The sequence below is a fragment of the Streptomyces sp. NPDC031474 genome, from assembly GCF_055581185.1.
In genome coordinates this window covers 478,486-491,866 of record NZ_JBVIJX010000001.1, presented here as the reverse complement: position 1 = coordinate 491,866, position 13,381 = coordinate 478,486, and the positions used below count along the sequence as shown (strand labels likewise).

The 13,381-nt window shown below is 72.6% G+C and carries 9 protein-coding genes and 1 pseudogene; 3 read left to right on the top strand and 7 right to left on the bottom strand.

What is annotated here, in order from left to right; genetic code table 11:
* Window positions 1–101: 101 nt before the first annotated feature.
* The 3 genes from sucB to ACZ5SK_RS02275 form a co-directional block, all read right to left on the bottom strand.
* Window positions 102–1,844 (bottom strand): 2-oxoglutarate dehydrogenase, E2 component, dihydrolipoamide succinyltransferase, encoded by a 1,743-nt coding sequence (sucB, locus tag ACZ5SK_RS02285; protein WP_468155719.1) that lies wholly within the window; start codon window positions 1,842–1,844, stop codon window positions 102–104.
* A gap of 66 nt (window positions 1,845–1,910) precedes the next feature.
* A complete protein-coding gene (gene lpdA / locus ACZ5SK_RS02280) occupies window positions 1,911–3,299 on the bottom strand; it encodes a dihydrolipoyl dehydrogenase (RefSeq protein ID WP_334580797.1) in 1,389 nt (462 codons plus the stop codon).
* A gap of 270 nt (window positions 3,300–3,569) precedes the next feature.
* On the bottom strand, window positions 3,570–5,126 hold the full coding sequence (locus ACZ5SK_RS02275; protein WP_468575123.1) for a leucyl aminopeptidase: 1,557 nt from the start codon (window positions 5,124–5,126) through the stop codon (window positions 3,570–3,572).
* Window positions 5,127–5,452: 326 nt separating this feature from the next.
* On the opposite strand from ACZ5SK_RS02275, the gene ACZ5SK_RS02270 reads away from it, so the two are divergent.
* Entirely contained in the window at window positions 5,453–6,277 is an 825-nt protein-coding gene (locus tag ACZ5SK_RS02270; RefSeq protein ID WP_334580799.1) for an endo alpha-1,4 polygalactosaminidase, read from the top strand.
* Between the two features lie 10 nt (window positions 6,278–6,287).
* Here ACZ5SK_RS02270 and ACZ5SK_RS02265 read toward each other — a convergent pair whose 3' ends face one another.
* The gene (locus tag ACZ5SK_RS02265; protein WP_334581396.1) at window positions 6,288–7,139 is read right to left on the bottom strand and encodes an adenosylcobinamide-GDP ribazoletransferase; all 852 of its coding nucleotides are present in this window, start codon (window positions 7,137–7,139) and stop codon (window positions 6,288–6,290) included.
* 73 nt (window positions 7,140–7,212) lie between these two features.
* On the opposite strand from ACZ5SK_RS02265, the gene ACZ5SK_RS02260 reads away from it, so the two are divergent.
* Window positions 7,213–7,977, top strand: coding sequence for a hypothetical protein (locus ACZ5SK_RS02260; protein ID WP_334580801.1), 765 nt, complete (start codon window positions 7,213–7,215; stop codon window positions 7,975–7,977).
* A 25-nt stretch (window positions 7,978–8,002) separates the two neighbouring features.
* Here the strand turns inward: ACZ5SK_RS02260 and ACZ5SK_RS02255 are convergent.
* The 3 genes and pseudogenes from ACZ5SK_RS02255 to cobT all read right to left on the bottom strand — a co-directional run.
* Window positions 8,003–8,701: pseudogene (locus ACZ5SK_RS02255) on the bottom strand (hypothetical protein); the annotation flags it as partial.
* Window positions 8,698–10,425, bottom strand: coding sequence for a phosphatidylglycerol lysyltransferase domain-containing protein (locus ACZ5SK_RS02250; RefSeq protein ID WP_334580803.1), 1,728 nt, complete (start codon window positions 10,423–10,425; stop codon window positions 8,698–8,700). The pseudogene ACZ5SK_RS02255 and the gene ACZ5SK_RS02250, both read right to left, overlap by 4 nt.
* 73 nt (window positions 10,426–10,498) lie before the next feature.
* A complete protein-coding gene (gene cobT, locus ACZ5SK_RS02245) occupies window positions 10,499–11,596 on the bottom strand; it encodes a nicotinate-nucleotide--dimethylbenzimidazole phosphoribosyltransferase (RefSeq protein WP_334580804.1) in 1,098 nt (365 codons plus the stop codon).
* Between the two features lie 172 nt (window positions 11,597–11,768).
* Between cobT and ACZ5SK_RS02240 the strand changes: the two genes are divergently transcribed.
* Window positions 11,769–12,668 (top strand): class I SAM-dependent methyltransferase, encoded by a 900-nt coding sequence (locus ACZ5SK_RS02240; protein ID WP_334580806.1) that lies wholly within the window; start codon window positions 11,769–11,771, stop codon window positions 12,666–12,668.
* Window positions 12,669–13,381 lie beyond the last annotated feature (713 nt).

Below are 13,381 nucleotides of genomic sequence, written 5' to 3'. Positions count from 1 at the left end.
GCCGTCAGTGGGCCGGGTTGCCCAGAACGGCCCAGACCGGAAAACAAGCGCCCCCGCCCGGAAAGCTCCGGACGGGGGCACCCATGGCTGAACCTCAGGGGTTACAGGCCGAGCTCGACCTCGAACTCGCCCGCCTCCAGGATCGCCTTGACCGCGGTCAGGTAACGGGCCGCGTCGGCGCCGTCGACCAGGCGGTGGTCGTAGGACAGGGTCAGGTACGTCATGTCGCGGACGCCGATGACCGTGCCCTCCTCCGTCTCGATGACGGCCGGACGCTTGACCGTGGCGCCGATGCCGAGGATCGCGACCTGGTTCGGCGGCACGATGATCGTGTCGAACAGCGCGCCGCGCGAGCCGGTGTTGGAGATGGTGAAGGTCGCGCCGGACAGCTCGTCCGGGGTGATCTTGTTCGCCCGGACCTTGCCCGCCAGGTCGGCGGTGGCCTTGGCGATGCCGGCGATGTTCAGGTCGCCCGCGTGCTTGATGACCGGGGTCATCAGGCCCTTCTCCGAGTCCACCGCGATACCGACGCTCTCGGTGTCGAAGTAGGTGATCGTGCCCTCTTCCACGTTGATCCGGGCGTTGACGGCCGGGTGGGCCTTCAGCGCCTGGGCCGCCGCCTTCACGAAGAACGGCATCGGGGAGAGCTTGACGCCCTCGCGCGCGGCGAAGGAGTCCTTGGCCTGGGCGCGCAGCCGCATCAGGCGGGTGACGTCGACCTCGACGACCGACGACAGCTGCGCCTGCTCGTGCAGCGCCTTGACCATGTTGTCGCCGATGACCTTGCGGATGCGCGGCATCTTGACGGTCTGGCCGCGCAGCGGGGAGGCCTCGAGCTTCGGGGCCTTCTTCGCGGCGGCGGCAGCAGGCGCGGCAGCGGCCGGAGCCGGGGCGGCGGCGGCCTTCGCGGCCTCGGCGGCGGCGAGGACGTCCTGCTTGCGGATCCGACCGCCGACGCCGGTGCCCTTGACGGCGGCCAGGTCGACGCCGTTCTCGGCGGCGAGCTTGCGCACCAGCGGGGTCACGTACGCACCCTCGTCGGTGGCCTGCGCGGCGGGCGCGGGCGCGGGCGCCGGGGTGACCGGAGCCGGAGCGACCGGCGCGGGCGCCGGAGCGGCGGGCGCCGGAGCCGGAGCGGCCGGAGCCGGGGTGGGCGCCGGGGCGGCGACGGGCGCCGGGGCCGGGGCGGCGGGAGCCGGAGCAGCCGCGGGGGCTGCGCCCGGGGCGCCGATGACGGCGAGCTTGGCGCCGACCTCGGCGGTCTCGTCCTCACCGACGGTGATCTCCAGCAGCACACCCGAGGTGGGCGCCGGGATCTCGGTGTCCACCTTGTCGGTCGACACCTCCAGCAGCGGCTCGTCGGCCTCGACGCTGTCGCCGACCGACTTCAGCCAGCGGGTGACGGTGCCCTCGGTGACGGACTCGCCGAGTGCGGGCAGGACCACGTCCGTGCCCTGCGCGGAACCGGCGCCGGCGGCGGCCTCGGCGGTGGGCGCCGGGGCGGGAGCGGCCTGCTCGGTGGAGGGCTGGGCGGCCGGGGCGGGCTCGGGAGCCGGGGCCGCGACGGGCTCGGCGGCCGGCGCCGGAGCGGCAGCAGGCGCGCCCGTGCCGTCGTCGATGACGGCCAGCTCGGCGCCGACCTCGACCGTCTCGTCCTCGGCGACCTTGATGGAGGCCAGGATGCCGGCGGCGGGGGAGGGGATCTCGGTGTCGACCTTGTCGGTCGACACCTCGAGCAGCGGCTCGTCGGCCTCTACGCGCTCACCCTCGGCCTTCAGCCAGCGGGTGACAGTGCCCTCGGTGACGCTCTCGCCGAGCGCCGGAAGGGTTACGGAAACCGCCATGGTTTCGGTTGCTCCTTACGAATTGCGGAAGTCTGAGTCGTCGCTTCGACGTGTTTCGACCGAGGGTCAGTCGTGCGCGTGCAGCGGCTTGCCCGCCAGGGCCAGGTGGGCCTCGCCGAGCGCCTCGTTCTGCGTCGGGTGGGCGTGGATGAGCTGCGCGACCTCGGCCGGCAGCGCCTCCCAGTTGTAGATCAGCTGGGCTTCGCCGACCTGCTCGCCCATGCGGTCGCCGACCATGTGGACGCCGACCACGGCACCGTCCTTGACCTGGACGAGCTTGATCTCGCCCGAGGTGTTCAGGATCTTGCTCTTGCCGTTGCCGGCGAGGTTGTACTTCAGAGCGACGACCTTGTCCGCGCCGTAGATCTCCTTGGCCTTGGCCTCGGTGATGCCCACGGAGGCGACCTCGGGGTGGCAGTACGTCACCCGCGGGACACCGTCGTAGTCGATCGGGACGGCCTTGATACCGGCCAGACGCTCCGCCACCAGGATGCCCTCGGCGAAGCCGACGTGCGCGAGCTGGAGCGTGGGCACCAGGTCGCCGACCGCGGAGATCGTCGGGACGTTGGTGCGCATGTACTCGTCGACCAGGACGTAGCCGCGGTCCATCGCGACGCCCTGCTCCTCGTAGCCCAGACCGGCGGAGACGGGCCCGCGGCCCACCGCGACCAGCAGGACCTCGGCCTCGAACTCCTTGCCGTCGGCCAGGGTGACCTTGACGCCGTCGGCGGTGTACTCGGCCTTCGAGAAGAAGGTGCCCAGGTTGAACTTGATGCCGCGCTTGCGGAACGCGCGCTCAAGAAGCTTGGAGGAGTTCTCGTCCTCGACCGGCACGAGGTGCTTCAGACCCTCGATGACTGTGACGTCGGAGCCGAAGGACTTCCACGCCGAGGCGAACTCGACGCCGATCACGCCGCCGCCGAGGATGATCGCGGACTTCGGCACGCGGTCCAGGACGAGGGCGTGGTCGGAGGAGATGATCCGGTTGCCGTCGATCTCCAGGCCCGGCAGCGACTTCGGCACGGAGCCGGTCGCCAGCAGCACATGGCGCCCCTGGATCCGCCGGCCGTTCACGTCGACGGAGGTGGGGGAGGACAGCCGGCCCTCACCCTCGATGTACGTCACCTTGCGGGAGGCGACGAGTCCCTGCAGGCCCTTGTACAGGCCGGAGATCACGCCGTCCTTGTACTTGTGGACCCCGGCGATGTCGATGCCCTCGAAGGTGGCCTTGACGCCGAACTGCTCGCTCTCGCGGGCCTGGTCGGCGATCTCGCCCGCGTGCAGCAGGGCCTTGGTGGGGATGCAACCCCGGTGCAGGCAGGTGCCGCCGACCTTGTCCTTCTCGATCAGGGCGACGTCCAGGCCCAGCTGCGCCCCGCGCAGGGCCGCGGCGTAACCGCCACTACCACCGCCGAGGATCACTAGGTCGAAAACGGTGCTGGCGTCGTTCGCCACGTCACGTCCTCCATGCATGTGCGCCACGCCGGTCTCCAGTGACCGGTCGGCGGCTGGTGTCCGGCCGCTCTGTTATCGGCCCTGTGGTGGGGGCCCTGTCCTGCCGAGCCCCATCCTCGCACTTGTCGGAGGCAGACGAGACACGGGGCCGGGGTGTGAGACGTCCCACGTTCAGATGAGCGCCCCAAAGGGGCGCGGGGAACTGCGCGACCAGCCCCCACGCCCCTGCGGTCGCCATGTGACGGAATGGACCGAGTTGTCAGGCGAACGTCAGCCCAGGTCGCCGGAGGCGGTCAGTTCCGCGAGCCGCACCAGCGTCCGCACCGCCGTACCCGTACCGCCCTTCGGCGTGTACCCGAAGGGACCCCCCTCGTTGAACGCGGGCCCGGCGATGTCCAGGTGCGCCCAGGTGATCCCCTCGCCGACGAACTCCCGCAGGAAGAGCCCGGCCACCAGCCCGCCGCCCATCCGCTCACCCATGTTCGCGATGTCGGCGACGCTGGAGTCCATGCCCTTGCGCAGGTGCTCCGGCAGCGGCATCGGCCAGGCCGGCTCGCCGACCTCCTCGGCGGCCTCGTGCACCGCGGAGCGGAACGCGTCGTCGTTGGCCATGATCCCGAAGGTCCGGCTGCCCAGCGCCAGCATCATCGCGCCGGTCAGGGTCGCCACGTCGACGATCGCGTCCGGCTTCTCCTCGGAGGCCGCCCACAGCGCGTCCGCCAGGACCAGCCGGCCCTCGGCGTCGGTGTTGAGGACCTCGACGGTCTTGCCGCTGTACATGCGCAGCACGTCACCCGGGCGGGTGGCGGAGCCCGACGGCATGTTCTCGGCGAGCGCCAGCCAGCCGGTGACGTTGACCTCGAGCCCGAGCCGTGCGGCGGCGACGACCGCGGCGAAGACCGCCGCCGCGCCGCTCATGTCGCACTTCATCGTCTCGTTGTGGCCGGCCGGCTTCAGCGAGATGCCGCCCGAGTCGTAGGTGATGCCCTTACCGACGAAGGCGAGGTGCTTCTTCGCCTTGGCGGAGGTGTACGACAGCTTCACCAGGCGCGGGGCGGCGGCCGAGCCGGAGCCGACGCCCAGGATGCCGCCGTAGCCGCCCTTGGCGAGGGCCTTGTCGTCGAGCACCTGCACCTTGATGCCGTGCTCCTTGGCCGCCGTCTGGGCGAGCGCGGCGAACGCCTGCGGGTCGAGGTCGTTCGGCGGCATGTTGATCAGGTCGCGGGCGCGGTTGAGCTCCTCACCGACCGCGGCGGCACGCAGCAGCGCGGCCTTGTGGACGGCGTCGCGCGGCTTCCCGCCCAGCAGGGCGGCCTCGGCGAGCGGCGCCTTGCCGTTCTTGCCGTTCTTGGCCTTGGCGTCCTTGCCGGCCGGGCCGGTCTGCTTGTAGGCGTCGAAGGAGTACGCGCCGAGCAGCACGCCCTCGGCGATCGCGCCGATGTCGGCGGCGTCGGTCACCGGCAGGGCGAACGCGGCCTTCTTGGCGCCGGCGAGGGCGCGGGCGGCCACGCCGGCGGCCCTGCGCAGCGCCTCGGCGTCGAAACCGGCGTCCTTCTCGGGCTCGGCTCCGAGCCCCACCGCGAGCACGAGCGGCGCCTTGAAGCCGGCCGGGGCGGGCAGCTTCGTCACCTCGCCCTCGGCCCCGGAGGCGCCGAGGGTTTCCAGGACGCCGGCGAGTCGGCCGTCGTAGGCCTTGTCGAGGGCTTCGGCGCCTGGGGCAACGATCAGGTCGCCAGACCTGGATGCGGCGCCCTTGGCGACACCGATCACGATCGCGTCGGCCCGGAGGCCGGGCGCCGCGGCGGTGCTGAGAGTGAGAGCAGTCACGGTGGTGAAATCTCGCTTCCGATGTGGAGTTGCTGTGGCCGGAGGGTGTGGGTCGACCAGGCCCGACAGCCGACCCTAGAGCCGGGCAGAGGGTGCGGTCGTATCCGGGGTCTGCCTCACCGGCGCGGCGGACCGGTGCGGCGAATCCCGCAATGAGCGTACGCGTGCGTGTGCGTTCGCCCAGCACGCGAGTGTTCACCCGTCGGTGGCGTCGTAGCCACTTCTCGATCCTCGCACTCCATGAACTGGGTCACACCCGTCGGGTTCCGGTGCGTCAGAAGGCGATCATCCTTGAGTACGTTGCCGCACATCCTGGAGCCCGCCCGGTGAGACGCCCGACCGTTCTGCTGCCCCTTCTCGGCCTGCTGCTCGCGGGCTGCGCCTCCGCACCGGACGACCCACCGCAGGATGGGCCTGACGGCCCGTCATCGGGCGCGACGTCGGCGAGCGGGAAGGTCTGGCAGCCCGCCCCCGGCATCGACTGGCAGTGGCAGCTCAGCGGACGCCTCGACACCTCCGTCGACGTGCCCGTCTACGACATCGACGGCTTCGACCAGACCAAGGACACGGTCGCCGGGCTGCACGACGACGGCCGCAAGGTCATCTGCTACCTCTCCACCGGCGCCTGGGAGGACTGGCGCCCCGACGCCGCGAAGTTCCCCCGATCGGTGATCGGCAAAGGCAACGGCTGGGACGGCGAACGCTGGCTCGACATCCGCCGGACCGACGTCCTCGAACCGCTGATGGCGGCCCGCCTCGACATGTGCCGGGCCAAGGGCTTCGACGCCGTCGAGCCGGACAACATGGACGGCTACAAGAACACCACCGGCTTCCCGATCAAGGCCGCCGACCAGCTCCGCTACAACCGTCTCATCGCCGGCCTCGCCCACGACCGGGGCATGTCCGTCGGCCTGAAGAACGACCTCGACCAGATCCCCGCCCTCGTCGACGACTTCGACTTCGCCGTCAACGAACAGTGCGCCCAGTACGACGAGTGCGAGGACCTGACCCCCTTCATCGAGGCGGGCAAGGCCGTCTTCCACGTCGAGTACGAACTCCCCACCAGCGACTTCTGCGCCGACTCCCGCCGCCTGCGCCTGAGTTCCCTGCTGAAGAAGTACGAACTGGGAGTGTGGCGCGAGGCCTGCTAGCAATAGCTGACTAGGTCCCCTGGTGGGCCAGGCAGAAGACCACGAGCGCGGTGGTCGCCGCCGTTTCGGCGAGGGCGCCGAAAACGTCCCCGGTGACCCCGCCGAAGCGGCGCGTGCAGTGCCGTAGGAGGAGTTCGGCGGCGGCGAGGGCGGCGAGGATCGCGAGCGCCGGGCGGACGGCGTCGTACGGCTCGAAAAGGGGACCCGGCTCGACCGGCCCGATCACGGCGACGACGCCGTGGCCCCCGTACGGTCCGAGCCACGCACCTGTGATCGCCGCCGCCAGCGTGACCGCGGCGGCGGCGATCACCGCACCCCGCACCGGGACCACGCCCGCGACCGCCGCCCCCAGCCCCTCCGGCCGCGCGGCCGGCACCCCGTCGCGTGCCGCCAGGGTCAGCGCCAGCCGGGCGGCGGCCGCCGAGACGACGGCGGCCAGCGCGCCCAGGGCCCACGAGACCTCGTAGAGCTGCGTCAGCGCGGCCACCTGGGCGAGCAGCACGAAGACGAGCGTGAGCACGCCGAACGGGCCGATGTCGGACTGCTTCATGATGCGCAGCGCGTCCTCGGCGGGCTTGCCGCTGCCGAGTCCGTCCGCGGTGTCGGCCAGCCCGTCCAGGTGCAGACCACGGGTGAGGACGGCGGGCACGGCGGCCGAGGCGACGCCGGCCAGCAACGGGCTCGCGCCCAGCCGGAGCAGCAGCAGCCCGAGCCCGGCCGCGCAGCCGCCGACGGCCAGCCCGACCAGCGGGGCGCTCAGCATGCCCCCACGGGCGGCTTGCCGATCCCAGCGGGTCACCCTGACCGGGAGCACGCTGAGGGTACCGAAGGCGAACCGAAGGCCGTCGAAGGGCGAGGTCATGGACACCGCGGCAGACTAGCCCGGACGCCGCACCGGCGAGGCAGCCCGCCCCTTCCGCCGGGAAACTGGCGGCATGGGCCAGTGGTTGCAGCGCAACATCGTCGAACCGGGCAAGCTCCCGCTGCTCCTCGCGCTGGCCGCGCTGGTGCTCACGTTCCTGATCACCCGGGTCATCACGCGTCTGATTCGGGCGGGCAGGGGACCGTTCGGCAACATCAGCTCCGGCGGGGTGCACATCCACCACGTGGTGCCGGGCGTGGTGCTGACCGTCGCGGGCGGCTTCGGCGCGGTGGCGAGCGGCCTGCGGGGCTTCGGCTCGGGCGCCTTCGCGATCGTCTTCGGCATCGGCACGGGCCTCGTCCTCGACGAGTTCGCGCTGATCCTGCATCTCGACGACGTGTACTGGACGGAGGCGGGCCGCAAGAGCCTGGAGGCCGTGGTGCTGACCGTGGCCCTGGTCGGACTGCTGCTGGTGGGCTTCTCGCCGTTCGGCGTCAACGACATGAGCGACGAGGAGCTTCAGGACCGGGGGGGCGTCATCTCGACCGTGATCGTGAACTTCCTGTTCTCGCTGGCCGTGCTGGCGAAGGGCAAGGCCAAGATGGCGGTCTTCAGCGTGTTCGTGCCGTTCGTGGGGCTGCTGGGCTTCATTCGGCTGGCCCGGCCGGGGTCGCCGTGGGCCCGGAGGTTCTACGGCCGTCGTCCGCGTGCGCGGGCCAAGGCCGTGCTGCGCGCCTACCGCCACGACCGGCGGTGGGCCGGGCCCCGGCGGCGGGTGGGGGACTGGCTGGGCGGGAAGACGGACGCCGAGCTCGCTCAGTCCCGTAAGGGGGAGTGAGGGCGCCGACGGGCGGGGGAGGGACGTCGGCCGGCTGTCCCGCCCTGCGCCGGCACGCGCACAGCGCCACCACCGCCCCGATCGCCGCCAGATGCTCCTTGCCCGCCAGGTTGTTCTTCAGCAGGACCTCCACCACCATGGCGACGACCACCGCGGCCGCCGTCGCGCGGGCGCGATAGCGCCAGCCCAGGAACACCGCGAGGCCGACCACTGCCGCCGACGGCCCGGTGTCCACGATGCGGGCGTCGGCCACCGGCAGGCCGAAGGGGCTGTCGGGGCCCAGGGCGATGCCCACGCGGGCGTACAGGGTGCCGGCGAGGGTGGCGGCGTAGGCGATGACGAGGGTGCGCCACCAGCCGAGGCAGAGCTCCGCGACGCCGAACACCAGCAGAAGCTGCGCGAGGGCGCCCCACACCGGCAGGTCCAGCGCCGGGACGAAGAGCGAGAGCGGGGTGCGCAGCAGGGCGAGCCACAAGGCGTCCTCCGCCCGCACCGCACCGAGGTTCTGGACCGGCTGATAGCCCCAAGACTGGTTCTGCACGACCTGCGTCACCGACGTCAGACACACCGCCGCCAGAGTCATCGGCGCGAGAGTCATCGGCGTGAGAGTCATCGGCGACAGGCTCACGCGTGCCGCCCCCCGGCGCCGCCGCACCAACGGAGCGCGTACGGCCAGGTACAGCGCACCCCATTCGGTGCGGGCCCAGCGGGCGATCCGGTTCATCGGTGGGTCTCCAGGTGCTTGCGGTGCAGCCACTTCGGCAGCCCCGGCGCTTCCAGGAACCCCTCCGCCCGCGCCGCGGCGATCCCGATGCGGGGCAGGTCCGCGCTCTTCTCGAAGAGCAGGAAGCGGGGTTCCCAGATGGGCCGGTACTTGGCGTTGGCGCGGTACAGCGACTCGATCTGCCACCAGCGCGAGAAGAAGCTGAGCAGCGACCGCCACAGCCTCAGCACCGGCCCGGCGCCGAGGCGTGCGCCCCTTTCGAAGACCGACCGGAACACGGCGAAGTTGAGCGAAACCTGGGTGATCCGGATCTCTTGCGTTTCCCGGGCCCTGCGCAGGAGTTCGAGGACCATGAACTCCATCAGGCCGTTGTCGCAGGCGCGGTCCCGGCGCATCAGGTCGAGGGACAGGCCGTGCGGTCCCCACGGCACGAACGAGAGCAGGGCCCGCAGTTCACCGTCGGCGTCGGTGCACTCCAGCATCACGCAGCGGCCGTCCTCCGGGTCCCCGAGCCGTCCCAGCGCCATGCTGAACCCGCGCTCCGTGGCCCCGTCGCGCCAGTCGTCGGCGCGCCGCAGCAGGTACGCCATCTCGTCGGCGGGGATGTCCTCGTGCCGCCGTACCCGCACGGTGTACCCGGCCCGGCGGACCCGGTTGTACGCCTGCCGGACGGTCCGCATGGCACGTCCTTCGAGAGTGAACTCGGCGACCTCGACGATCGCCTCGTCCCCGAGTTCCAGCGCGTCCAGTCCGTGCCGGGCGTACACGGTCCCGGCCTCCTCGCTCGCGCCCATCACCGCCGGGATCCACCCGTGCGCCCGCGCCTCGGCGAGCCACGGCTCGATCGCCCCCGGCCAGGCCTCCGGATCCCCGAGCGGATCCCCGGACGCCAGCGACACCCCGCCGAGGACGCGGTAGGCGACGGCCGCCTTGCCGGTCGGCGAGAAGCACACGCTCTTCTCGCGGCGCAGCGCGAAGTAGCCGAGCGAGTCCCGTTCACCGTGCCGGTCGAGGAGCTCCCGCAGCCGTTTCTCGTCGTCCTCGGTGAGCGGGTCGACGGCGCGCCGGGAGCGGAACGCCGCGTACAGCACGGCGAGGACGAGGACCGTGCTCAGCACGTTGACGGCGACGTCCACCCAGGTGGGCGTGGCGATGCCGGGGACGCGGTAGTCGTCGGCGGCGACGGAGACCAGCCGCAGCGTGCCGTAGCGCCAGCGCTCCAGGAAGGTGGAGGGGGCAGCGGCCCGGTTGGTGACCGTCACCACCAGCGCGGCCAGCAGCGAGGCGCCCAGCAGTCCGCCGACTCCGACGGCCGCGGCGAGCTTCGGGTTGGACCGGTCGCCCTTGGCGTAGAACTCCCGCCGCCCGGCGAGCAGCGCGATCACGAACGCGGCGGTCAGTGCGAGGGAGACCCAGTTCTGCGGGCAGCGTCTGATCTCCGGAAACGTCATGGCCAGCGAGAACAGCCCCAGGAACGCCCCGCTGAGACCGAGGTTGAGGATCCACGCTGCCCGCTTGCGCCGCCGCATGGTGACGGCCAGGAACGCAGTGAAGACCCCGGACGCGAAGCCGGCCGTCAGCAGATACGGCGTGAACAGGTTCTCCTGGTTGTGCCGCCGCACGTCCTGCCCCAGGGAGACCCACACCGCACTGAGGAAGTTGACGAACGCGACGGCCCGCAGGTACCAGACGGCGAAGGCGGCGGCGCCCCGGGTGTTGCCCATGAGTGGTGATCATATGGGTGCACTTCCGGGAAACCGCTCTTTTGGCGCCGCCTGTCCGTTTTCCCCCGGGCTCTTACTCCTGCGTCGGGTCCTCCTCGGAGCCGTCGGTCTTGTCCTCGGACACCTCCGGCTTCTCGGGGAGTTCCGCGGCCAGTGCCGCCGCTGCCTGCACCAACGGCAGTGCGAGCAGGGCGCCGGCGCCCTCGCCGACCCTCACGCCCTGGTCAACGAGAGGTTCCAGAGCCATCCGATCGAGTGCCTTCGCCTGCCCCGGTTCACCGCTCTTGTGTGCGGCCAGCCACCAGTCCGGCGCCCGGAACGCGATCCGCTGCCCGACGAGCGCGCACGCCGCCGCCACGACGCCGTCCAGGACGACCGGCAACTTCCGCACGGCGCACTGGAGCAGAAAGCCCGTCATGGCGGCGAGGTCGGCGCCGCCCACCGTCGCCAGCAGCTGCAACTGCTCGCCGAGCACGGGCCGCGCCCGGCGCAACGCGTCCCGGATGGCGGCACACTTGCGCATCCACGCCAGGTCGTCGATCGCCTCGCCGCCCCGCCCGGTCACCACGGACGCGTCCGTCCCGCACAGCGCGGCGACCAGCACGCCCGCCGCCGTCGTCCCGCCCACGCTCACGTCGCCGAGCACGACCAGATCCGTGCCGGAGTCGGCCTCCTCGTCGGCGACGGCCATGCCCGCCCGGAAGGCGGCCTCGGCCTCCTCGACCGTCAGCGCGTCCTCGATGTCGATCCGGCCGCTGCCGCGCCGTACCCGATGCCGTACGACGTCCTCGGGGAACAGGTCCGGGTCGCAGTCCAGGGCCATGTCCACGACCCGCAACGGCACGCCGAGACGGCGGGCGAGCACGGAGACCGGACGGCCGCCCTCCAGGACCTCGCGCACCAACTCCGCGGCGCTGCCCGCGGGTCGGACGGAGACGCCGAGCTCGGCGATGCCGTGGTCGCCGGCGAACAGCACCACCCGTGGCCGCTCGACCGGCCGCACGGGCGCCGCGCCCTGCGCCGCCGCCAGCCACTCACCCAGGTCGTCCAGGCGCCCCAGTGAACCGGGCGGCACGACCTGACGTTCCCGGCGCGCCTCCGCGTCGCGGCGCACCCCGCCGTCGGGGCGCTCGATCAGATCGGTGAAGTCGTCGAGATTAAGCGAGCTCATTCGCCGAACAGTACCGGCACTGATCGAACGGTTCAGCGCTACATCGTCACCACGCCCCCACCGCGCCCCCGTGACGTCATTGCACCGGAGATCGGTATCCCATACGTTCCGTTTTGCCGCAAATTGTCGTTCGCCTGTCGTGTGCTCATCCCGTCCTCCCCCGGAGCCGCTCATGCCCCCCAGGCCCGTCCACGAGCCGCGCCGCGACGACTGCCCCTGGTGCGGCTCGAAACGCCTGCGCACCCGGTTGCGCGCACCGGACCTGCGCCACCGCAGACCCGGCACGTTCGTGGTCGACGAGTGCCGGGACTGCGCCCACGCCTTCCAGAACCCGCGCCTGACCACCGAGGGACTCCAGCTGTACGGCGCGGAGGGCGACCAGCGGGCCGGCCACCGGCAGCTGAGGGCCACGGCACGGGCCATGCTGCCCTTCCCCGAACCGGAGAGCTGGCTGGACGTCGGAACGGGGGACGCGCCCTTCCCGGCGGCGGCGAAGGAACTGTTCGTCTACACGGCGTTCGACGGGGTGGATCCGACGCTCAGGGTGGAGCGGGCGAGAGCCGCGGGCCGCCTGGAGGAGGCCCACGTGGGCCATCTGACGGCACCGGAGGTCCTGTCCCGCGTGAGGGGCCGCTACGACGTGGTCAGCATGCTCCACCACCTGGAACACACCCGGGAGCCGAGGAAGGAGCTCGCGGCGGCGCTGACCGCCCTGCGTCCCGGCGGCCACCTCCTCCTGGAACTCCCGGACCCCTCCAGCGCGTCCGCCGCCGTCCTCGGCAAGTGGTGGCACTCCCACGACCAGCCCCGCCACCTCCACCTGATCCCCCTGGCCAACCTCCGCACGGAACTCCAGGCCCGGGGCTGCGAGATCGTCGTGACGGACCGCAGGGCGCCGCACACCCCGCACGACCTGGCGACGGCGGCCTCGCTCTACCTGAACCGGACCCGGCTGCGCCGCGCGGCCGGCCCCCTGACGGCCCTGGCCGCCACCCTCGACCACGCCCTGGCCCCAGCCCTGCGCCGCACCCGCTTCTCAAACGCCTACCGCCTCATCGCCCGCAAACCCTAAGCCCCCAGAACCCCCGCGCCCCGGCGGCCCGGCCCCCCACGATCCGAACCCCGGCGATCCGGGGCCCGCGCCCCGGTGCCCGGCGGCTTGGAGCCCCGCGCCCCGGACCCCGGCGGCCCCGAGCCCCGTGTTCCGGAGCCTGGCGATCCGGGGCCCGCGCCCCGGTGCCCGGCGGCCTGGAGCCCCGCGATCGGGAACCCGGTGGCTCGGAGCCCCGTGTTCCGGACCCCCGGCGAGTCGGGGCCCGCGCCCCCGGTGCCCGGCGGCCCGGAGCCCCGTGTTCCGGGGCCTGGCGAGTTGGGGCCCGTGCCCCGGTGCCCGGAGGCTTGGAGCCCGGCGAGTCGGAGCCCCGCCCCCCCCCGGAGCCCGCGGCCCGGAGCCCGCGATCTGGAGCCCGCCATCCGGACCCCGGCGGCCGGGAGCCCGGCGATCTAGAGCCCTGCGACCGAGAACCCGCGGTCCGACCCCGGCGGCCCGGAGCCCGCGATCTGGAGTCCGGAGGCTTGGAGCCCGGCGAGTCGGGGCCCAGCGCCCCGGTGCCCGGCGGTCCGACCCCGGCGGCCCGGAGCCCGCGATCTGGAGTCCGGAGGCTTGGAGCCCGGCGAGTCGGAGCCCCGCCCCCCGGTGCCCGGCGGTCCGGAGCCCGGCGACCGAGAACCCGCGCCCCGGCCCCGGCGGCCCGGCCCCCCGCGATCCGGAGCCCGGCGACTCGG